Origin of the sequence: Cellulomonas sp. S1-8 (genome assembly GCF_026184235.1) — a bacterium.
Taxonomy (GTDB): domain Bacteria; phylum Actinomycetota; class Actinomycetes; order Actinomycetales; family Cellulomonadaceae; genus Cellulomonas.
Genome location: NZ_CP110806.1, coordinates 3,275,647 through 3,297,341 on the forward strand (window position 1 = coordinate 3,275,647; position 21,695 = coordinate 3,297,341).

The 21,695-nt window shown below is 73.4% G+C and carries 15 protein-coding genes and 4 pseudogenes; 7 read left to right on the top strand and 12 right to left on the bottom strand.

The window, feature by feature from the left end; translation table 11 throughout:
* Positions 1-224: 224 nt before the first annotated feature.
* Positions 225-1,181 (bottom strand): annotated as a pseudogene (locus tag OKX07_RS20430) (redox-sensing transcriptional repressor Rex); the annotation flags it as partial.
* Between OKX07_RS20430 and OKX07_RS14780 the strand changes: the two are divergent.
* Complete coding sequence (locus OKX07_RS14780) at positions 1,176-2,039, top strand: HAD family hydrolase (RefSeq protein WP_265628813.1); 864 nt, start codon at positions 1,176-1,178, stop codon at positions 2,037-2,039. The pseudogene OKX07_RS20430 and the gene OKX07_RS14780 sit on opposite strands and share 6 nt — an antisense overlap.
* Complete coding sequence (locus OKX07_RS14785) at positions 2,036-2,587, top strand: GNAT family N-acetyltransferase (protein ID WP_265628814.1); 552 nt, start codon at positions 2,036-2,038, stop codon at positions 2,585-2,587. The genes OKX07_RS14780 and OKX07_RS14785 overlap by 4 nt, the downstream gene beginning before the upstream one ends.
* A 58-nt stretch (positions 2,588-2,645) precedes the next feature.
* Here OKX07_RS14785 and OKX07_RS14790 read toward each other — a convergent pair whose 3' ends face one another.
* The 4 genes from OKX07_RS14790 to OKX07_RS14805 all read right to left on the bottom strand — a co-directional run bounded on the left by OKX07_RS14790 (position 2,646) and on the right by OKX07_RS14805 (position 5,822).
* Positions 2,646-3,668, bottom strand: a complete 1,023-nt coding sequence (locus tag OKX07_RS14790) for a LacI family DNA-binding transcriptional regulator (RefSeq protein ID WP_265628815.1) — start codon at positions 3,666-3,668, stop codon at positions 2,646-2,648.
* Positions 3,669-3,859: 191 nt separating this feature from the next.
* Positions 3,860-3,958: a 30S ribosomal protein bS22 gene (locus tag OKX07_RS14795; protein WP_003792170.1), complete on the bottom strand. Its 99-nt coding sequence runs from the start codon at positions 3,956-3,958 to the stop codon at positions 3,860-3,862.
* Positions 3,959-4,200: 242 nt separating this feature from the next.
* The gene (locus tag OKX07_RS14800; RefSeq protein WP_265628816.1) at positions 4,201-4,437 is read right to left on the bottom strand and encodes a helix-turn-helix domain-containing protein; all 237 of its coding nucleotides are present in this window, start codon (positions 4,435-4,437) and stop codon (positions 4,201-4,203) included.
* Positions 4,438-4,601: 164 nt separating this feature from the next.
* Positions 4,602-5,822: an acetoin utilization protein AcuC gene (locus tag OKX07_RS14805; protein ID WP_265628817.1), complete on the bottom strand. Its 1,221-nt coding sequence runs from the start codon at positions 5,820-5,822 to the stop codon at positions 4,602-4,604.
* A gap of 124 nt (positions 5,823-5,946) precedes the next feature.
* On the opposite strand from OKX07_RS14805, the gene OKX07_RS14810 reads away from it, so the two are divergent.
* Together OKX07_RS14810 and OKX07_RS14815 are read left to right on the top strand one after the other, a co-directional pair.
* Positions 5,947-7,320 carry a TrkH family potassium uptake protein gene (locus OKX07_RS14810; protein ID WP_265628818.1) on the top strand — a complete coding sequence of 458 codons (1,374 nt, stop codon included), beginning with the start codon at positions 5,947-5,949 and terminating at the stop codon, positions 7,318-7,320.
* Positions 7,313-7,986: pseudogene (locus OKX07_RS14815) on the top strand (potassium channel family protein); the annotation flags it as partial. The gene OKX07_RS14810 and the pseudogene OKX07_RS14815, both read left to right, overlap by 8 nt.
* Here the strand turns inward: OKX07_RS14815 and OKX07_RS14820 are convergent.
* From OKX07_RS14820 to OKX07_RS14850, 7 genes and pseudogenes are all read right to left on the bottom strand, one after another.
* Positions 7,983-9,068, bottom strand: a pseudogene (locus OKX07_RS14820) (DNA-directed RNA polymerase subunit beta'); the annotation flags it as partial. The pseudogenes OKX07_RS14815 and OKX07_RS14820 overlap by 4 nt on opposite strands.
* A gap of 116 nt (positions 9,069-9,184) precedes the next feature.
* On the bottom strand, positions 9,185-12,691 hold the full coding sequence (gene rpoB / locus OKX07_RS14825) for a DNA-directed RNA polymerase subunit beta (RefSeq protein ID WP_265628819.1): 3,507 nt from the start codon (positions 12,689-12,691) through the stop codon (positions 9,185-9,187).
* Positions 12,692-13,135: 444 nt separating this feature from the next.
* The gene (locus OKX07_RS14830; protein WP_265628754.1) at positions 13,136-13,783 is read right to left on the bottom strand and encodes a DUF5317 family protein; all 648 of its coding nucleotides are present in this window, start codon (positions 13,781-13,783) and stop codon (positions 13,136-13,138) included.
* Between the two features lie 237 nt (positions 13,784-14,020).
* Positions 14,021-14,409 (bottom strand): annotated as a pseudogene (rplL, locus tag OKX07_RS14835) (50S ribosomal protein L7/L12).
* 94 nt (positions 14,410-14,503) lie between these two features.
* Positions 14,504-15,034 (bottom strand): 50S ribosomal protein L10, encoded by a 531-nt coding sequence (rplJ, locus tag OKX07_RS14840; RefSeq protein WP_265628756.1) that lies wholly within the window; start codon positions 15,032-15,034, stop codon positions 14,504-14,506.
* 268 nt (positions 15,035-15,302) lie between these two features.
* Positions 15,303-16,037, bottom strand: a complete 735-nt coding sequence (locus OKX07_RS14845) for a DUF5317 family protein (RefSeq protein WP_265628820.1) — start codon at positions 16,035-16,037, stop codon at positions 15,303-15,305.
* Between the two features lie 123 nt (positions 16,038-16,160).
* A complete protein-coding gene (locus OKX07_RS14850) occupies positions 16,161-18,851 on the bottom strand; it encodes a CHAT domain-containing protein (protein WP_265628821.1) in 2,691 nt (896 codons plus the stop codon).
* Positions 18,852-18,943: 92 nt separating this feature from the next.
* On the opposite strand from OKX07_RS14850, the gene OKX07_RS14855 reads away from it, so the two are divergent.
* The 3 genes from OKX07_RS14855 to OKX07_RS14865 all read left to right on the top strand — a co-directional run bounded on the left by OKX07_RS14855 (position 18,944) and on the right by OKX07_RS14865 (position 21,610).
* The gene (locus OKX07_RS14855; RefSeq protein WP_265628822.1) at positions 18,944-20,389 is read left to right on the top strand and encodes a S8 family peptidase; all 1,446 of its coding nucleotides are present in this window, start codon (positions 18,944-18,946) and stop codon (positions 20,387-20,389) included.
* 74 nt (positions 20,390-20,463) lie between these two features.
* The gene (locus tag OKX07_RS14860) at positions 20,464-21,105 is read left to right on the top strand and encodes an RNA polymerase sigma factor (RefSeq protein WP_265628761.1); all 642 of its coding nucleotides are present in this window, start codon (positions 20,464-20,466) and stop codon (positions 21,103-21,105) included.
* Position 21,106: 1 nt separating this feature from the next.
* Positions 21,107-21,610 (top strand): hypothetical protein, encoded by a 504-nt coding sequence (locus tag OKX07_RS14865; RefSeq protein ID WP_265628762.1) that lies wholly within the window; start codon positions 21,107-21,109, stop codon positions 21,608-21,610.
* The last annotated feature ends 85 nt before the right edge of the window (positions 21,611-21,695 follow it).

A 21,695-nucleotide genomic window follows, 5' to 3' on the forward strand; every position in this document is an offset into this window, starting at 1 on the left:
GGCACGCACGTCCCCGCGAGGGCGCGACCGCACCGGTCGCGCCCTCGCGGCGTCCCGCCGTCACGACGCCCCACCCCCCACGCTGCGCGCACGGTCGTGGAACGCGAGGATCTGCAGCTCGGAGGCCACGTCCACCGCGCGGACGTCGACGTGGGGCGGCACCCGCGCAGCGCACGCGGCGCGAACGTGAGGATCCCCACCACGCCCGCCGCCACGAGCTCGTCGCACACGGCCTGCGCGACGCCCGCGGGCGTCGTCAGCACCGCGATCGTCGCCCCCGTGCGCGCCACGACGGCCGCCAGGTCGGCGGCGGGCTCCACCACCAGGCCGGCCACGGTCGTGCCCACGACCGCGGGGTCCGCGTCGAGGAGACCCACGAGCACGAAGCCGCGCTCCGCGATGCCCGCGTAGTTCGCGAGCGCGTGGCCCAGGTTGCCCACGCCCACCAGCAGCACGCGGCGCACGTCCGCCAGGCCCAGCACGACGGTGATCTGCTCGCGCAGGTGGCCCACGTCGTAGCCGACGCCGCGGCGGCCGTACGAGCCGAGGAACGACAGGTCCTTGCGCAGCTGCGCCGGCGTCACGCCCGCACGCGCCGCAAGCTCGTCGGACGAGGTCAGGACCGCGCCCGTGGCCGCCGTGGCCTCCAGCGCGCGCAGGTAGCCCGGCAGCCGGGCCACCGTCGCCGGCGGCACGGGCTGGCCGTCGCGCGCGGCTCGCCGGTCGCCGTCCCGCCGCCCTGCCGTGCGCCGTTCGTCCACGCGACCCCCTGTGCCCGCGGCACCGCAGGAAGGCCCCGGTGCCAGGGGTCTCACGCTAGGCCCTGGCGCCCCCCGTCGCGAGAGCCCGTCGCAGGCGTGTCTCGTCGATCCGCCAGTACCCGCGCCGCACGCCGTCGACGTCGACCACCGGCACCAGCTCCCCAGCTCGTCCGCGAGCACGTGCCCGTCGGCCGCCGGCGCGTCGACGTCGACCTCCGCCCACGTCGCGCCGACCTCCGCGCACACCCGCGCCACGAGGGAGCGTGCCACGTCGCACAGGTGGCACCCCGCGCGCCCGTACAGCACGACCCGGGCCGTCGTCGCCTCGTCCACGAGGGCCACGCTAGCCCGGGCGGGCCCAGCCCGCGGGAGACGACCGCCCCACCCGCGGCCCGCGCTCGTTACAGTGGCCCGATGCACGCGGGCGACGGCACGGACCAGCGCATCGTCGCCGCCACGGTCGAGACGCCCCTGGCCGCGCTCGTGCCCGACGGCACCCGCGTCGCGGCCTTCTTCGACGTCGACAACACCATCATCCGCGGGGCCAGCTCCTTCCACCTCGCCGTCGGGCTGTACCGGCGGGGCTTCTTCCGCAAGCGCGACCTCGTGAACTTCGCCGGGCAGCAGGCGCGGTACCGCGTGTTCGGTGAGGACCGCCGCCAGATCGACGAGCTGCGCGCCCGCGCGCTGGACATCATGCGCGGCCACTCGGTCGCCGAGGTCACGGCAATCGCCGAGGACGTCTACGACGAGGTGCTGAGCCTGCGCATCTACCCCGGCACCCAGGCCCTGCTCGACGCGCACCTGGCCGACGGGCACGCCGTGTGGCTGGTGACCGCCACGCCCGTCGAGATCGGTGAGCTCATCGCGCGCAGGCTCGGAGCCACCGGTGCGCTCGGCACGGTCGCCGAGCACGAGGACGGCTACTACACCGGGCGGCTCGTGGGCGACCTGGTGCACGGCGAGGCCAAGGCGAGCGCCGTCCGCGCGCTCGCCGCCCGGGAGGGGTACGAGCTCGACCGGTGCCACGCCTACGGGGACTCGACCAACGACGTCCCGATCCTGTCCACGGTCGGCCACCCGTGCGCCATCAACCCCGACGGCCGGCTGCGCCGGCACGCCGCCGAGGTGGGCTGGCCCGTGCGGGAGTTCCGCACCCGGCGCAGGCAGGCGCGACGCGGCGTCAACGCCGCGAGCCTCGCCGGGGTCGTCTGGGCGCTCGCGGTCGTCGGACGCGCCCTGCGGCGCTCGATCCGGGGCCGGATGGGGGCACCATGACGGCGACGACCAACTGGGCCGTGCGGACCGCGCAGCCGCGGGACTCCACCGCACTGGCGGAGCTGGCCGCGCTGACGTTCCCGCTGGCGTGCCCGCCCGGGTCGACCGCCGCCGACCAGGGGCTGTTCCTCGACGCGCACCTGCGCGCCGAGCACTTCGCGGCGTACGCGGCCGACGCGGGGCACGTCGTGCTCGTCGCCGCGACGCCCGGCGACGACGGCGTGCTGCTCGGGTACACGATGCTCGTCGCCGGGGAGCCGACGGACGAGGACGCCCGCGCGGCCGTGCACATCCGCCCGACGGTCGAGCTGTCCAAGTGCTACGTGCACCCGGACCAGCACGGCGCCGGCGTCGCAGCCACCCTGCTGCGCACCTCCTTCGACCACGCCCGCGCCCTCGGCGGCGGCGGGATGTGGCTGGGCGTCAACCAGCACAACGCGCGCGCCCAGGCGTTCTACGCGCGCGAGGGGTTCGCGGTCGTCGGCGTCAAGCACTTCCGCGTCGGCGAGCGGGTCGAGGACGACTACGTGCTGGAGCGTCCGCTCTAGGGTCCCGACGCGGACCGGCAGGTGTCGGCAGCAACGTGCCGGCCGACCTGCGCGCGTCTCAGTGTGGCGGCGTGGTCCCGCGCTCGACGATCCGCATGCTCGCCAGGTGCGTCACCGGCTCGTGCGGCGCGCCGGAACGCTGCAGGCGGTCCCACAGCAGGTCGAACGCGACCCGCGCGATCTCCCCGCGTCCGGGGTCGACGGTCGTCAGCGGCGGGTCCGTGAACCTGGCCTCGTCGGTGTCGTCGAAGCCGATGACCGCCACGTCGTCCGGGACGGACAGGCCCCGTGCACGCAGCTCGGACAGCACGCCGATCGCCAGGGAGTCGTTCAGGGCGACGACGCCGTCGGGCTCCGCACCCGAGTCGAGGACCGCCGCCATGCCGGCGGCACCGTCCGCGCGGCGCCAGGTCGGCGGCGCCCAGCCGACCAGGCGCGGGTCGAACGCGATCCCGCACGCCTCCAGCGCGGCGAGGTAGCCCGCGTACCGCAGGCGGGCTGTGGCGAAGGGGTGCTCGCGCTGCATCCCGACGACGGCGACGCGCCGACGGCCGCGCTCGACGAGCAGCCGCGTCGCCGCCTCGACCGCCTCGCTGTCGCGCATCGACACGTGGTCCACCCCGGCCGCGGCGCCGGCGACCTGCTCGCCGAGCAGCACGAGGGGGACGTGCGGTGCCACCGCCGCGACGTCGGCGACGTCGACCGCGACCGGGATGAACAGCAGGCCGTCGGTGAGCTTGCGTCCCGGGCCGTTGAGCACCTGCAGCTCCTGCTCCCGCGTGCCGCCCGTCGGCTCGATGATGACGGTGACCCCCCGCTCGCGGCCGATGCGCAGGACCTCGTCCGCAAGCTCACCGAAGTACGCCTGGCGCAGCTCCGGGACCGCGAGCCCGATCATGCCCGTGCGCCCCAGGCGCAGGTTGCGGGCCGCGAGGTTCACCTCGTACCCGAGCTGGTCGATGGCGGCGACCACCCGCGCGCGCGTCTCGGCGCGCACGTACGGGTAGTCGTTGATGACGTTGGAGACCGTCTTCACCGAGACACCCGCGACCCGCGCCACGTCGGCCATCGTCGTCGGCATGGCCGACCTCCTCGGATCCGTGCCCGTGGGTCCGACGACAGGCGGACGCACGCGTGGCAGACGAGACGGCAGCAGCGCCGTCGCCCGGGCAGCCTATCGAGGACGCTGCGCCGGGTGGTCCCGGACACACGTCGGCCCGGTCGTGGCGACCGGGCCCGGGGTGCACGACGCGCCGACGAGCGGCGCTCAGCTCACTTCTTGTTGCGGCGCTGGTGACGCGTCTTGCGCAGCAGCTTGCGGTGCTTCTTCTTCGCCATACGCTTGCGGCGCTTCTTGATGACGGATCCCATGCGGTCCTCACTCGTGTCCGGTCACGACCCGTCAGGGCCGCGAGTGGTGGTCGATCGACGCGCGGTGCGCATCGGGCCCACCCGAATCACCCACGCACGCAAAGTCCGAGCGCCCACCTTACGCGATGGCGTACCGCGACCGCGAACTCCCGGCCGTGCGGGGTGCTCACCGGGCGCTCGTCGGGTGCCTGCCGTGTGCCTGCCGTGCGCCTGCCCGTGCCGCACGGCCGGCACCGGTGTCCTCAGGAGGTCCGGCGGTCCTCGCCGAGCATCCCGGGGTCGACCGTCGCCGACGACCTCAGGTACGCGTCGAGCGCGTCCTGCGGCACGCGGAACGACCGTCCGACGCGCACGGCGGGCAGCTCACCCGCGTGCACCAGCCGGTACACGGTCATCCGCGAGACCCGCATGAGGTCCGCGACCTCGACGACCGTGAGGAACCGCACGCGACCCTGGGGTCCGCCCTGCTCCTCGCCCATGCCTCGGCCCTCCAGCTGACCGGGCCGCGCCGGCGTCGCGCACCCGGGCGCCCGGGTGCGCGGCCCACAGTAGTGGCGCGTGTGACAGGTGGGATAGGGGTGACACCCGCCCGGCCCACCGCAGTGACGGTCCTCCCGTCGTGACGGTCCTCCCGTCGTGACGGTCAGTCGAGGTCCGGGTCGAGACCCAGCGACGGGAACACGGCCGCGCGGGTCGCGCGGATCGCGCGGTCCACGTCGTTCGCCGGGTCGTAGCCCGCGGACCAGGGCCGGTACCAGGCCGTCGCGTGGTCCGTCATCACCGGCACCGCGGCACGCCCGTAGCGCTGCTGCACGAGGTCGAGCCACTCCTGCGGCACCGGGGTCGCCGGGTCCACCGGGCGGTGCGACGCGACGCCCAGCAGGTGCGACCACGTCCGCGGGACGACGTCGAGGATCGCGTACCCGCCGCCGCCGAGCGCGACCCACCGCCCGTCGCAGACCTCGTGCGCCAGGTCGTGCAGCAGGGACGCCGCGACCTTCTGCGCGTCCACCGACACCCGCAGCGTCGCGAGCGGGTCCATGAGGTGGGTGTCGCAGCCGTGCTGGGTGACGAGCAGGTCGGGCGCGAACTCGCGGACCACCGCGGGCACGACCGCCTCGATCGCGCGCAGCCAGCCCGCGTCGTCCGTCCGGGAGGGCAGCGCCACGTTGACGGCCGTGCCGTCCGCGCGGGGCCCCCCCGTCTCCGTCGGGTACCCCGTTCCGGGGAACAGCGCGTGCCCCGTCTCGTGGATCGACACGGTCAGCACCCGCGGGTCGTCCCAGAAGACGTCCTGGACGCCGTCGCCGTGGTGCGCGTCCACGTCGACGTACGCGACCCGCTGCGCGCCGGCGTCCAGCAGCGCCCGGATCGCGACGGCCGCGTCGTTGTAGACGCAGAAGCCCGACGCGGCGCCCGGCCGCGCGTGGTGCAGGCCACCGCCCACGTTCAGCGCGTGCTCCGCCCGGCCCTCCCACACCGCCATCGCCGCGTCGACCGTGCCGGCCACGACGCGGGCGGCGGCGTCGTGCATCTGCGGGAACAGCGGGTCGTCCCGCGTCCCCAGGCCGCGCACCAGGTCCGGGACGCCGTGCTCGGCCGCCGCGTGCACCGCCGCGACGTACGCGGGCTCGTGCACGGTCGCCAGCAGCGCGTCGGACGCCGGCTCCGCCCCCACCACCTCGACGCCCGCCGCGTCGAGCAGGCCGAGCTGGGCGGCGAGCGCGATCGTCAGGTCGATCCGGTCGGACGTCATGGGGTGACCGAAGCCGAAGTCGTACGCGAGGAGCTCGGTCGCCCAGACGACCCGCAGCGTCGGTGCCCCGGTGACGCGCGCGGCGGGGTGCGCGTCGGAGGCCGTCATGGGCTCACCGTCCCACCGTCACACGGCGTGTGTCGACCCGACGTGCAGGCCGCGCCAGTGCGTGGGGAGGGGCGGCACGTGCCAGAGTGTGGGGTCTGCGACCAGGTGGACAGCGGGAGGTGGGATGGCAGCGGGGCCCGGCCTGCTGTGGAGCGCGCGCGAGTACGTCGACCGGTCGGCCCGGCAGTCCCCCGCACGACTCGCGCTCGGCGTCTTCGCCCTCGTCATCGCCGTCATCACCGTGCTGCTGTCCGCACCGTGGGCGACGGCCGGTGGCGAGCGCGCGCCGCTCGTCGACGCCCTGTTCACCGCGACGTCCGCGACCACCGTCACGGGGCTGGTCGTCGTGCCCACCGGGGAGTACTGGTCCGCGTGGGGCCTGGTGGTCATCCTCGTGGCGATCAAGATCGGCGGGCTGGGCGTCATGACGCTCGCGTCGCTGCTCGGCATGGCCGTGTCGCGGCGCATCGGCCTGACGCAGCGTCTGCTGGTGTCGTCCGAGACCAAGGTGACCCGCCTGGGCGAGGTGGGGTCGCTGGTCCGCACCGTCATCGTGACGTCGACGGTCCTGGAGGTCGCGATCGCCCTGGTGCTGTTCCCGCGGCTGCTCGTGCACGGGGAGTCCACGGGGACGGCCGCGTGGCACGCGGTGTTCTACTCCGTCTCGGCGTTCAACAACGCGGGCTTCGTGCCGACCCCCGAGGGGCTGGACCCGTTCGTCTCCGACTGGTGGATGCTGCTGCCGATCATCATCGGCGTGTTCATCGGGTCCCTGGGCTTCCCCGTCATCCTCAACGTCGCCAACCACCTGCGCGAGCCGCGCCGCTGGAGCCTGCACTCCAAGCTGACGATCACGACGAGCCTCGCCCTGGTGCTGTTCGGGTCCGTGGTGGTCGCGGCGTTCGAGTGGACCAACCCGGACACGTTCCGGCCGCTCGACGCCCCGGGGACCATCCTCGCGTCGCTGTTCGCGGGCGTCATGCCCCGCTCGGGCGGGTTCTCGACGGTCGACGTGGGGCAGATGCACGAGGGCACGTGGCTCCTGCTCGACGCCCTGATGTTCGTCGGCGGGGGCTCGGCGTCGACCGCGGGCGGCATCAAGGTCACCACCCTGGCCGTCATGCTGCTCGCGATCGTCGCCGAGGGCCGCGGCGACCGTGACGTCGAGGCGTTCGGCCGGCGCATCCCGCGCGAGACGCTGCAGGTCGCCATCGCCGTCAGCTTCGTCTCCGCGACGATCGTGCTGATCGCCACCCTCCTGCTGCTGGCCATCACCGGGCTGACGCTCGACCGCGTGCTCTTCGAGGTCATCTCGGCGTTCGCGACGGCCGGGCTGTCGACCGGCATCACCGCCGACCTGCCGACACCGGCGAAGTACGTGCTCGTCGTGCTCATGTTCATCGGCCGGACCGGCACCATGACGCTTGCGGCGGCGCTCGCGCTGCGCAACCGTCGACGTGTCATCCGCTACCCGGAGGAGAGGCCCATCGTTGGCTGAGAGCCTGCGTTCAGGCGGCGGCGAGCCGCGCAACGCACCCCGCACCCCGAAGAAGGACTCGGGCGTCCTGGTCATCGGCCTCGGGCGGTTCGGGTCCGCCATCGCCTCGACCCTCGACCGCCTCGGCCAGGACGTCCTGGCCGTCGAGCGCAACCCCGAGCTGGTCGCCCAGTGGTCCGGGCGCATCCCGCTGGTCGAGGCCGACGCGGTGAACCCCGACGCGCTCGAGCAGCTGGGCGCACGCGAGTTCCCCGTCGCGGTCGTCGGCGTCGGGTCGTACCTCGAGGCGTCCGTGCTGATCACGGGCAACCTGGTCGACATCGGTGTCCCGCAGATCTGGGCCAAGGCGATCAGCTCCGAGCACGCGCGCATCCTGCAGCGCATCGGCGCGCACCACGTCGTCCTGCCCGAGGCCGACGCCGGGTCGCGCGTCGCGCACCTCGTCAGCGGCAAGATGCTCGACTACATCGAGGTCGAGGACGGGTTCACGGTCGTGAAGATGCGGCCCCGAAGGAGGCGCAGGGGTTCACCCTCGCGCAGTCCAAGGTGCGCGAGCGGTACGGGGTCACGATCATCGGGGTGAAGTCACCCGGGATCGACTTCCAGTACGCCACACCCGAGACGCGCATCTCGGCCAACGACCTCATCATCGTCGGCGGTCACGCGCCGAGGTCGAGCAGCCGCTTGAGGCGGTTGTTCCGGTTGATGACGCGGCGGTACAGGTCGTTCAGGTCCGACGTGGCGAAGCGGCCACCGTCGAGCTGGACCATCGGGCGCAGGTCCGGCGGGATGACCGGGACCGCGTCCAGGACCATGCCCGTCGGCGAGTTGTTCGTCGTGAGGAACGCGTTGACGACCTTGAGCCGCTTAAGGGCACGGGTCTTGCGCTGCCCCTTGCCGCTGCGGATGGTCTCGCGCAGCGAGTCACCCTCGGCCACCAGGTCGAACGCCTCGAGACGCTTCTGGATCGCCGCGGCGCCCATCGAGCCCTCGAAGTAGTTGCCGTAGCGGTCCTGCAGCGCGCGATACAGCATCTCGTCGCCCTCGAGGTCCGCGACCTTGAGGTTCTTGAACCGGTCCCAGACCTGCTCGAGGCGGTCGAGCTCGGCGTCCGACCGCTTGCGCAGCTGGGCCATCTCGCGCTCGGCGGAGTCGCGCACCTTGCGGCGCGCGTCGGCCTTGGCACCCTCGGCCTCGAGCTCGGCCAGGTCGGCCTCGAGCTTGGTGGCGCGGGTGTTGATGTCGTTGTCGCGCCGGTCCGAGATCTCCTTCTTCTCCAGGTCGATCTCGTTCTGGAGGTTCGGGAGGTCCTCCTGGCGACCGTCCACGTCGACCCACGTGATCATGTAGGCCGCGAAGTAGATGACCTTCTCCAGGTCCTTCGGCGCCAGGTCGAGCAGGTAGCCCAGCCGCGACGGCACACCCTTGAAGAACCAGATGTGCGTGACGGGGGCGGCCAGCTCGATGTGGCCCATGCGCTCACGGCGCACCTTCGAGCGCGTCACCTCGACGCCGCAGCGCTCGCAGATGATGCCCTTGAAGCGCACGCGCTTGTACTTGCCGCAGTAGCACTCCCAGTCCCGGGTGGGGCCGAAGATCTTCTCGCAGAAGAGCCCGTCCTTCTCCGGCTTGAGGGTGCGGTAGTTGATGGTCTCGGGCTTCTTCACCTCGCCGTGCGACCAGGCACGGATGTCGTCGGCCGAGGCAAGGCCGATGCGCAGCTCGTCGAAGACGTTGACGTCGAGCAAGGGGGTCCTACTTCCTTCGCTTGCCGGTTTCGAGAACCGGCGGAACGGAAATCGTGCTGAGGGGTGCGGGCACCCGGTCCGGCTTCGCGCGAGCGTGGCCGGCCCGGGGCTCGACGTCAGATCTCTTCGACGCTGCTGGCGTTCGGGCGCCGCGACAGGTCGATGCCGAGCTCTTCCGCAGCGCGGTAGACCTCGTCGTCGTTCTCCTTCATGTCGATCGACACGCCGTCGGAGGACAGCACCTCGACATTCAGGCAGAGCGACTGCATCTCCTTGAGCAGGACCTTGAACGACTCGGGGATGCCGGAGTCCGGGATGTTCTCGCCCTTGACGATCGCCTCGTAGACCTTGACGCGGCCCGGGACGTCGTCCGACTTGATGGTGAGGAGCTCCTGCAGCGTGTAGGCAGCGCCGTACGCCTCGAGGGCCCACACCTCCATCTCGCCGAACCGCTGGCCACCGAACTGCGCCTTACCACCCAGCGGCTGCTGCGTGATCATCGAGTACGGGCCGGTGGAGCGGGCGTGGATCTTGTCGTCCACCAGGTGGTGCAGCTTGAGGATGTACATGTAGCCGACGGACACGGGCTCCGGGAACGGCTCGCCGGAGCGGCCGTCGAAGAGCCGCGCCTTGCCGTCGCCCTTGACCATGCGCTCGCCGTCCCGGTTGGGGAGCGTCGAGCCGAGCAGACCGGTGAGGGTCTTCTCGGGAACACCGTCGAACACCGGGGTGGCGACGGGGTTGCCGGGCTTCGAGCTCGCCACGGCGTCAGGGACGCCGTCGCGCCACGAGACATCGCCCTCGGCGAGCTGGATGTCCCAGCCCTGCTTGGCCACCCAGCCCAGGTGCGTCTCGAGCACCTGGCCGACGTTCATGCGCCCCGGGACGCCGAGCGGGTTGAGCACCACGTCCACGGCCGTGCCGTCCTCGAGGAACGGCATGTCCTCGACGGGCAGGATCTTGGAGATGACGCCCTTGTTGCCGTGACGGCCGGCGAGCTTGTCGCCGTCCGTGATCTTGCGGCGCTGCGCGATGTACACGCGGACCAGCTCGTTCACGCCGGCCGGCAGCTCGTCGCCGTCGTCGCGGCTGAACGTGCGGACCTCGATGACCGTGCCCGACTCGCCGTGCGGGACCTTGAGCGACGTGTCGCGGACCTCGCGGGCCTTCTCACCGAAGATGGCGCGCAGCAGGCGCTCCTCCGGGGTCAGCTCGGTCTCGCCCTTGGGCGTGACCTTGCCGACGAGGATGTCGCCCGCCGCGACCTCGGCACCGATGCGGATGATGCCGCGCTCGTCCAGGTCACCCAGGACCTCCTCGGAGACGTTCGGGATGTCCCGCGTGATCTCCTCCGGGCCGAGCTTGGTGTCGCGCGCGTCGACCTCGTGCTCCTCGATGTGGATCGAGGACAGCACGTCGTCCTGCACGAGGCGCTGCGACAGGATGATCGCGTCCTCGTAGTTGTGGCCCTCCCACGACATGAACGCCACGAGCAGGTTGCGGCCGAGCGCCAGCTCGCCCTCGTCCGTCGCCGGGCCGTCGGCCAGCACGGAGCCGACCTCGACGCGCGCGCCGTGCTCGACCAGGACCCGCTGGTTGTAGCAGGTGCCCTGGTTGGAGCGCCGGAACTTGGCGATGCGGTACGTCGACGTCGTCGCGTCGTCGTTGGCGACGACGACGAGGTCGGCGGACACCTCGGTGACGACACCGGGCTTGGTCGCCACGATGACGTCGCCCGCGTCGACCGCCGCACGCCGCTCCATGCCGGTGCCGACCAGCGGCGCCTCGGAGCGGACCAGCGGCACGGCCTGGCGCTGCATGTTGGCACCCATGAGGGCACGGTTCGCGTCGTCGTGCTCGAGGAACGGGATGAGCGCGGTGGCGACCGAGACCATCTGGCGCGGCGAGACGTCCATGTAGTCGACGTTCGCGCCGGGCACCAGGTCGGGCTCGCCGCCCTTGGTGCGCACGAGCACGGCGTCCTCGACGAAGAGGCCCTCGTTGGTCAGCGGCGCGTTGGCCTGCGCGATGATGTGCCGGTCCTCGTCGTCGGCCGTGAGGTAGTCGACCTCGTCCGAGACGACGCCGTCGACGACGCGCCGGTAGGGCGTCTCGACGAAGCCGAACGGGTTGATCCGCCCGTACGTCGCGAGCGAGCCGATGAGGCCGATGTTCGGGCCCTCGGGCGTCTCGATCGGGCACATGCGGCCGTAGTGCGACGTGTGGACGTCACGGACCTCCATGCCGGCGCGGTCGCGGGACAGACCACCCGGGCCGAGCGCGGACAGGCGACGCTTGTGCGTCAGGCCCGCGAGCGGGTTGTTCTGGTCCATGAACTGCGACAGCTGCGACGTGCCGAAGAACTCCTTGATCGACGCCACCACAGGGCGGATGTTGATCAGGGTCTGCGGGGTGATCGCCTCGACGTCCTGCGTCGTCATGCGCTCGCGCACGACGCGCTCCATCCGCGACAGGCCCGTGCGGACCTGGTTCTGGATGAGCTCGCCGACCGCGCGGATGCGACGGTTGCCGAAGTGGTCGATGTCGTCCGGCTCGACGCGGATCTCGATCGACTCGCCGCTGCGCGTGCCGGGCAGCGTGGGCTTGTCGATGTGGAGCGCGGCGAGGTACTTGATGGTCGCGACGACGTCCGACAGCGTGAGCACGGAGTCGGACAGCGGGGCGTCCTGGCCGAGCTTCTTGTTCACCTTGTAGCGACCGACCTTGGCCAGGTCGTAGCGCTTGGGGTTGAAGTAGAAGTTCTCGAGCAGCGCGCGGCCGGCCTCGACGGTCGGCGGCTCGCCCGGGCGGATCTTGCGGTACAGGTCGAGCAGCGCCTCGTCCTGGGTCTGGACGTGGTCCTTCTCGAGGGTGTCGATGACGGCGGGGTAGTCGGCGAACTCCTCGCGGATCTCGCCCTCCGACATGCCGAGCGCCTTGAGCAGCACGGTCGCGTTCTGCTTGCGCTTGCGGTCGACGCGCACGCCGACGTTGTCGCGCTTGTCGATCTCGAACTCGAGCCAGGCGCCGCGGCTCGGGATGACCTTGGCGGTGAGGACGTCCTTGTCGGACGTCTTGTCCGCGGTCCGCTCGAAGTACACGCCCGGGGAGCGCACGAGCTGGGACACGACGACGCGCTCGGTGCCGTTGATGATGAAGGTGCCGCGCTCGGTCATCAGGGGGAAGTCACCCATGAAGACGGTCTGCGACTTGATCTCGCCGGTCGTGTAGTTGACGAACTCGGCGGTCACGAACAGCGGTGCGGCGAACGTGAAGTCCTTCTCCTTGCACTCCTCGGCCGTGTACTTCGGCGGCTCGAAGCGGTGCTCGCGGAAGGAGAGGGACATCGTCCCGCCGAAGTCCTCGATCGGGGAGATCTCCTCGAAGATCTCCTCCAGCCCCGCGGTCTCCGGCACGTCCGTCCGTCCGGCCTCGAGAGCGGCGGCCACACGGGCCTGCCAGCGCTCGTTGCCCAGCAGCCAGTCGAAGCTCTCGGTCTGCAGACCGAGGAGGTCGAGGACCTCGAGAGGCTCGTGGATCTTGGCGAAGGAGATGCGACGGGATGCGGTGCGGTTCGCGATGGCGTCGGCGGACGGTGCATTAGGGATGCGCGAGGCAGCCAAGAGGGGTCCTTCCCTGCGGATCGTGGCACGCTGCGCCGCCTGGCAAGGCGCAACCCCCCGGCCACGACACGAGGTCCGACGCGCGTACGTCGGAACCGGGGTCGGGATATCTGAGGTCGCGGGCACAGGCCAGCGCAAAGCGCTAGCGTACGCGCCTTCGTGGGCAACTTCAAGTCAGCCCAGAGGGAGCCCACCACGGGCCACACCGCCCGTACCGGCGACCTCGTCGTCGCCGCGTGCCATGGTGACACACCCTCCCCCGGCGGGGAAACGGTGCGGGGTCACACGTCCTGCCGACGTGTGACCCCGCGACCTCGGCGCGACCCCTCAGGGGCCGCCCGGATCAGTGCCCCTGCGTGTAGGGGGCGGCGAACGCGTAGACGGCCAGGACGACTGTCACGACGCTCGCGGTGGTGACGTACATGCGCTCGCGGGTGGGCTTGCTCATCGGGTGCTCCTCTCGGTCGCGGGCACGACGCCCGCCTGGGTGGGGTGGTGCTTCTCACCGGGGTCACCGGTGGGTTCTGCGGCCCGGCGGACGCCGAGCACGAGGACGGCCGCGAGGCCGCCCCACAGGAGCAGGTCGCCGATGCTGAGGACGACGCCGAGGCCGGGCAGGCCGATGACGTCCGACAGCGCGACCAGGTCGGTGTCGGGACCGACGGGGACGTGGCCCGGTGTCGGCGCCGCGACGTGCTCGGGCGCGATCCCGGCCGTCCGCGCTGCGTCCACGGAGAAGGGCATGCCGCCGTTGAGGGCCGTGGCGAGCGCGTTGGCGGCCGCACCCGCCAGCACGGCCGCGAGCGCGAGCCGCGCCGCCCGCCCCGCGCGGCCGGCGTTCGCGAGCACGAACCCCGTCGCGCACACGGCGAGCGCGAGGGGTGGCAGCACTCCGCCCGCGGTGTGCAGGAGCCCACCGGCCCACGCCGGGTCGGCGGTACGGACGACCTGGACGAGCGCGCCCACGAGCACCCACGGCAGTCCCCGCACCCGGACGTGCGCGAGCGCTGCGACACCCTCGCCCCGCACGAGGACCACCACGAGCGCGAGCACGGGGACGACGAGCAGCACGAGGAGCTGGCCCGCACTCATGCCCGCCTCCTGGCCGCAGCTCGGGCGCACGGCCGGGGGCCCTGCGCGCGGACGCCACGTCCGCGCCGACGACAGTATCGACGATCCGGACATCACGGACAGGGCGTCTCAGGGTGCGGCGCGGGCCGCGCGAGGCCTCCTGCGCGGCCGCTCCGTCACCGGGGACGGCACGAGGCCCGGTCCCCACAGGGGACCGGGCCTCGTCAGCACTGGCGCCGGCCTCGCGGCCGGCGCAGATCACTTGAGCGTGATCGTGGCGCCCGCGCCCTCGAGCGCAGCCTTGGCCTTCTCGGCCGTCTCCTTGTTGACACCCTCAAGGACCGGCTTCGGCGCGCCGTCGACGAGGTCCTTGGCCTCCTTCAGACCGAGGCTCGTGAGCGTGCGCACCTCCTTGATGACCTGGATCTTCTTCTCGCCGGCAGCCTCGAGGACGACGTCGAACGAGTCCTTCTCCTCCTCGACCTCGGCCTCGGCGGCGCCACCGGCGCCGGCGGGGCCGCGGCGGCGACCGGAGCGGCGGCGGTGACCTCGAAGGTCTCCTCGAACGCCTTCACGAACTCGGACAGCTCGATGAGCGTGAGGTCCTTGAACGCGTCGATGAGCTCGTCGGTGCTGAGCTTCGCCATGGTGGCGGTTCCTTCCGTTCGGACCCGCTGCCCGATTCTCGGACGGCGGGAGGTGCTGGGCGTGCTACGTGAGCGTGCGGCCGGAGCGTCGGGCTCAGGCTGCGGCGTCGGACTCCTCGCGCTTCGCGCGCAGGGCCTCGACGGTGCGCACGGCCTGCGAGGCAGGAGCCGTGAACAGGTACGCGGCCTGGTAGAGCTTGGCCTTCATCGCGCCGGCCGCCTTGGCCAGCAGGACCTCACGGGACTCGAGGTCCGCGAGCTTGGTGATGTCCGCAGCGGTCACGGGGCGGCCGTCGAGGACGCCCGCCTTGATGACCAGTGCGGGGTTCGCCTTGGCGAAGTCACGCAGTCCCTTGGCCGCCTCGACCGGGTCACCGGTGACGAAGGCGATCGCCGACGGGCCCGCGAGCGCGTCGTCGAGGCCCTCGAGGCCGGCATCCTTGGCCGCGATCGCGGTCAGCGTGTTCTTCACCACGGCGTAGTGCGCGTTGCCGCTGAGCGCCTTGCGCAGCGCCTTGAGCTGCGCGACGGTGAGCCCGCGGTACTCGGTCAGCACGGCCGCGTTCGAGCCGCGGAAGCGCTCCGTCAGCTCCGCGACAGCGGCAGCCTTGTCCGGCCTCGCCATGGCATTCCTTCCGATGGTGGTGCCACCGGGCGCGAACCTCGCTGCCGCAGGAACGACGAGAGCCCCGCGCAGGCGCGGGGCTCGAAGGCACGGGACGCCGCACCGGCCCGGTCGGGCCACGTGCAGCACAGGACGTGCGATGAACTCTCACCTGCGCAGGCCCCCGCGTCACGCGGAGCTTCGGCCGGTCCGACGAGCGGACCGACGACCGGCGGTCTTGGGCACCGACGAGACTACGACATGCCCGGGGGTACGACCAAATCCACGGTCACCCGGACCGGCGCTCGGTGAGCACGGCGACCGCCACCCGCGCCTGCGCGCTCCCGGACGCACGCTCCCGGCGTCGCGGGCCCGCCGCCGTCGCGACGAGCAGACCGGCCGCCCCCGCCCCCAGGAGCACGTCCCCCGCGCTCAGGACCACACCCGCGCCAGGGACGGGGAACACGTCACCGAGGGCGAGCAGGTGCGTGCCCTCGCCCGCGACGACGTGCCCGGACACCGGCGCCACGACCGCCGACTCCGGGAGACCGGCGGCGCGCGCCGCCCCGACGTCCAGGGGCATGCCGCCGTTGACGCCGACGACCAGCAGGTTCGCACCCGCCCCGAGTGCCATGGCGGCAAGCGCCGTCCGCGCCGCCCGGTCCGCCCCACGCCACGTCGTCGCGACGAGCCCGACCACGCAGCCCGCGAGCAGGGCGGCGACCGCGGTGCCGCCGGCGGGGCGCACCACCGCGGACGCCCACGCCGGGTCCAGGACGTGCAGCAGGTGGACGCCGACAGCCGTCACCACCCAGGGCAGCAGACGCGCGACGCGCGACGCCGCGGCCCGGACGGTGTCGCGCGCGGCCACGACCTCCCCGGGGGCGGGCGGCACGTCAGCGGGGTCCGGGGACGTCGGCAGGGCGTCGACGGCGACGTCCTCCCGGGTCGCCGCGCGCAGGACGAGGACGATCAGCGCGACGAGCGGCAGCACCGCGAGCGCGCCGAGCTGGTCTGCACCCACCCCGCCACCTCGCTGCCCGCAATGCCCGGTTTGACCCGCTATGGGTCGTGCGGGGCAGCGTAGGGCGGCGGGCCTGCGCGGCGGCAGGTGGATCTCAGATGGCGGATGGGGTCGGACAGACCCTCAGGCGGCACCGTGCGCGCTGAACGTGCACCAGTTGACGAAGCCCGCGGGCGTGTCCCGGTCGATCTCGCCGCGCGCGCCGTGCAGGGCCCGCGCCATCGTCTCCCCCGCGGCCAGCCGGCGGTGCAGCGCGAGCATGAGGTCGACCACCTCGACGTCCGGCACCGCCGCGATGGAGGCGACGACGCCGGCGGTGCCGCGCGACAGAATCGCCGACACCAGCCCGAGCACCTCGTCGCCCTCGTACGCCACGTCCGCGCCGGAGTGGCAGGACGCGAGGACGAGCCGACGGGGCGCCACCCCCGCCCGGTGCAGCTCCTGCACGGTCACGGGCCCGTCGGCCAGCACCACCGACGAGAACATCGGGTTGTCGGAGCGCAGCGCGCCGTGGCACGCGAGGTGTGCGAGGTCGGCCGCCGCCACCGCGGCGACCACCGCGTCGGCACGGCTGTCCTGCGCGCCCAGCACCTGCACGTCGCGGTGCAGCGCGCGCAGCGCCTCGACCTCGTCCTGCGCGCCCCGCAGGTCGGGTCCCGCGACCAGGACCACGGGCCGGTCGGGGGCGGGCACGCGGGCCCGGGTCCGCAACCAGGCAGCGGCCGACGGCGCGAGCGCGACCGGGCCGTCGTGCAGCGCGGACCAGGGGGCACCGTGCAGCACACCCACCGGCACGACGACGAGCTCGGCGTCCGGCGACAGCCCGAGCGGCTCGACCAGCGTCGCCCGCAGGCGTGCGATCCGCAGGTCGGCGCTCGCCCGCGCGGCCTCCGCCGCGGCACGGCTGCTCGGGTCGACCATCCGACGCAGCGCGAAGACGAGCGCGCGCAGGGTGTCCCCGACGTCGCCGGCGACCTCGCCGAGGTCGACGACGCGGGCGCGCGCGGCGTCGACGACGACGGCGACGAACCGGTCGCCGTGCCGCCCGTACTCGACCAGGACCCGCCCCCCGAGCGCGGCGCGGACGGTCCCGATGCCGGGCACGCTCGTCACGCGCGACGGCGCGCCCGCGACGTCCTCGAGCCAGGCGGAACGGCGGGCGTCCGCGAGCTCGTCGTCCGCGACGATCACCGCACGCTGCCGGGCGGCCGCATGCGCGGACTCACGGTCCTCCTGCTCCGCACCCGGAGCGACGCCGTCGTGCGGCACCGCACGGGTCGGTCCCTCCGGCTCCGGTGCGACGACGGGCAGCCGTGCCTGCAGGGCCGCCGCGCGCGTCTGCTCCATCCAGCGCAGCACGGCGGCGGGCGACCCCTGCCGGACCACGACCTCGAGCCCCAGCTCCCCCAGCTGCGCCCCGTGACCCGACGCCAGCGCCTGCAGCTCCATCGTCGGCAGCGCGTCGCGGTGGCGCGCGAGGTCGCGCAGGCCTGCCCGGCACTCACGCAGCACGTCGTCGTCGACGCCGCCGAGGCGTCCCGCCAGCGCCGCGGCCAGCCGCCCCCGCAGCCGCACGGAGAGCGGTCCGCGACGGGCGAGCGATGCCGCTGCGGTGAGGTGGCGGTCGGCGCGCCGGGGCATCGCGAGGGCGGCCGCGAGCCTGCCGCCCTCGAGGTGCGCGTCCGCGGCGGATCCGAGCTCACGCGCGCGCTCCAACCGTCCTGCGGCACGACGGACCGCGGCGAGGTCGGCGGGGCCCGCGTCACCGGCCCTCGCCCGGGCGCGGACGGCGATGAGCACGGCGCGGTCGTGCGCACCCGGGCGGCGCTGCGCACGCGCGCGGACGCGGGCCGTCTCCGCCTGTTCCGCCGCTCCGACGGCGTCGCCGAGCATCAGCAGCGTCTCCGCCAACGAGATGCGCGCGTCGACCTCCACCAGCCCGCCACCGGCCGCGGCCAGCTCGTCCAGCGCGCGGCGGCCGGCAGCCGCGGCCTCCGGCAGGAGCCGGAGCTCGCGCATCGTCTCCGCGTACTCGACGTAGTACTCACCGGGAGACTGCCCGGCCTCCTGCGACGCCCGCGCCGCACGCTCCAGGTCACGCAGTCCGTCCGCGAGCCGCCCGGTCTGCACCTCGATGAGGGCCCGCGTCAGGTAGGGCCACGAGCGCAGCGACGGCCCCAGGCGGGCTGCACCGTCGACCGCGAGCTGGGCCCAGCGCAGCGCCTCCGTGTACTCGGTGCGCGCCACGAGCACGAGCGCGAGGTTGTTCGCCGCCCGCACGAGATTCGCGCTGCCGGGCGCCACCTCGCGCACGATCGACCGGTACCGGGCCTCGGCCTCGACGAGGCGGCCGGCGTTGTGATCCATCACGGCGAGCTGGAGCTGGATCCGAGCGTGCAGGTCGTCGAGCTCGGGGTCGTCGCCGCGGCGCTCGTCGACGATCCGCAGCGCCGCCGACGCGTCGGTCCGCGCGCGAGCGGTGCGGCCGAGCTCCAGCTGCGCGACCGAGCGGCTGGCGAGCACCCACGCCCCGGGTGTCGCGAGCCCCGCGCGCCGCGCGAGGGCGAGCGCGTCGTCGAGCATCGCGACGGCACCGGCCGGGTCGCCTTCGTGCCTACTGAGGACGGCCAGCGCCCGCAGGGCCCAGACCAGTGCCTCCGGGTGGTGGTGGGCCCGCGCCTGCTCGGCGAGGTCGGCCGCACGGAGCCGGGTCCCGGCCGGGTCCGCGTCGATCTCCGACTCGAGCCGACGGGCCTGCGCGAGCACCTCGGCGCGCGACGTCACCAGGGGCGTCGTGGACTCGGGGGGCTGCACCCTGGGATTTTAGTGCCCCGGACGTATCAAGCACGGCACCCGGACCCTCTGCACTGGCGAGGACCGTACCGATCCGAGATGAGGAGCACCCCGTGGCCCGATTCCCCGGCAGGCCCGCCGGCCGGCCGTTCGCCGACGACTACGACGCGCGACTGGTCGGTGGTCGCCCGAGGGCCGCGTCGGCCCCCGCCGCGATGGTCGGGTTGAGGGGTCCAGGCTCCGGGTACCTGCGGGGTCTCGGCCGGTCGCTGTCGCCGGACGACGACGCCGACGAGGCCGTCCAGCGTCGGCGGGAGGCCGTCATCGAGCGCCTCCGGACCGGGTGGACACGCCGCGAGGCCCCCGAGCTCGAGGTGGTCCAGAACGACTACGGGTCCGACGTCTTCCCGGTCGCGGGCGAGATCCTCGCCGCCACCGCGACCTGGGACGACATCCAGACCGAGGAGGGCGGGGCCGGCCTCGAGGTCGTGCCGCTGGGCCACCCCGAGCTCGAGGGCAGGGTCGTCCGGCTGAGGCAGGCGGTGCCCGGGACGAACGAGGACGTGCGGGAGCTCGTCAGGTCGTTGCAGGGACGTGGGCACGCCGTCTCGATGTCGTACGTGACCCCCCTGGGCGGACGACCGATCATGAAGCCGAACTCCGGCGAGTTCGCACCCCAGGTCGCGGACTTCCCCGCCTACCAGGCAGCGGGTCCCCGCTACGGCGAGGGCGTGGTCGTGGCCGTCATCGACACGGGCGTCACCCAGGACCCCCGCAGCGACGGATGGCTCGCCGACGTGCCGCGGGTCGCGCACGACGACGCGTCCACCGCGCACGACGACTCGAACATCGACCCGCTCGACGCCGAGCCACGGGACGGGTGGCTCGACGTGTACGCCGGCCACGGGACGTTCGTCGCCGGCGTCGTGGCACGCGTTGCACCCGGCGCGGAGATCCGCGTGTACAAGGCCGTCGGCCCGGGCGGCGCCGGCTGCGAGCTCGACGTCGCGTCCGCGCTGATCCGGGCCGTGCGCGACGGCGCGCACGTCGTCAACCTCTCGCTGGGAACCCAGACGCTCTTCGGCGAGGCCTCCGTCCCGCTCGGCGTCGCGCTCGACGTGGTCCGGGAGATCGAGGACGAGCGAGGAAGCGTCAGCGTGATCGTCGCGTCCGCGGGCAACTACGGGGACGCGGTGCCGACCTACCCCGCCGCCTTCGGCCGGGTCGTCGCCGTCGGAGGCCTGACGGCCGAGCTCCGGCCGACGACGTGGTCGAGCCGCGGCCCCTGGGTGGACATCTCGACCGTCGGGGAGGACGTCGTGTCGACGTACGTCGAGGGCCGCCAGAACCCGGCCTTCGGCAGCGGTGCGGAGTTCGGCGAGAACCCCTTCGCCCGCTGGGTCGGCACGTCCTTCGCCGCACCCCAGGTCGCGGGCGCGATCGCGCGCACGATGACCGAGCTCGGGGTGTCGGGCCCCGAGGCCGTCAACGCCCTGCTCGCCGCCGGTAAGCCCGTCGCGGGCTTCGGCAAGGCGTTGCAGATCCTGCCGGGAGCGTAACCATGTTGGGCACCTGCCTCGTCGAGCGTCATGATGGCCTTCGGGACGAACCCGACAGGCGAAGGAGTCGTGCCGTGAGCAGCCGAGAACAGCTGGGCCTGCCCTACGACGAACGCACCACGTCACAGCTCGTGGCGGGTGCGCTCACGGGCGACGAGGGGTCATGGGCCGAGATCGTGCGCCGCCACACGAACCTCGTGATGGCGCGCGTGCGGCAGTTCCGGCTCACGCCGCAGCAGGCCGAGGACGTCGCGCAGACCGTGTGGCTCAACCTGCTGGAGCACCTCGCTGACCTGCGGGAACCCGCTGCTCTGCCCGGCTGGATCTCGACGGCGACGCGGCACGAGTGCATCCGCATGACCAACCTGTCGCGCCGGTCGATCCCCGTCGACCCGACGACGGGCCGGCTCGACGGCCAGGACGACGTCGAGCTCGACGGCGAGCTGCTGCGCAGCGAGCGGCACGCCGCGCTGCGCGCCGCGCTCGCCGAGCTGCCCCCGCACCAGCGCGAGCTGCTGCTCCTGCTGTCCACCGATCCACCGCCCAGCTACCAGGAGGTGTCGACCCGCCTCGGCATCCCCGTCGGGTCGATCGGCCCGACGCGGCAGCGCGGTCTGGCGCGACTGCGTCAGACGGAGGCGATCCGCACCTATCTCGCGGTGCCGTCAGGCCCCGTGCTCGGCGAAGGAGGCCGCGATGTGCTGGCACTCGGATGACGTGAGCCTGCCGCAGCCGCGCCCCGCGGACGCGTGGGAGGACGACGACGTGCTCGCCGGCGACCTCGTCCGCGCGGTCACGGAGGACGACGCGGTGCGCCGGGTCACCACCGCGGCGACGACCGCGTTCCACGCGCACCGCGGCATGCTCGCGCTGCGTGACGAGCTGGCGACGGACCTGCTGCTGCTCTCCCTGGTGCACGACTCGTGCACCGCGGGCGAGCTGACGGGGGTCCGCGACCGCAGCGGTCAGCCGTCGCGGACCCTCGTCTTCGAGGGCGACGGCATCGGCGTGGAGGTCGAGGTCACCGACGGCGCCGTCGAGGGCCAGCTCATCCCGGCGCGCCCCGGCCGCGTCGTGCTGCGCCGGCCGGACGGCGACGTCACGGGCGTCGACACCGACGAGGTCGGGTACTTCCGTCTCGACGCCCGCCCCGAGGGTCCCGTACGGCTGGTCTGCGAGAGCGCGGCCGGCACGTGCGTGACCGCCTGGCTGCCCTGGTGAGGGGCTGACGCGCCGCGGGACCCTCCCGGTGCGTGGACGGGGCCCGGTCCGCAGGGGGACCGGGCCTCGTCGCGCGGCGGCGGCC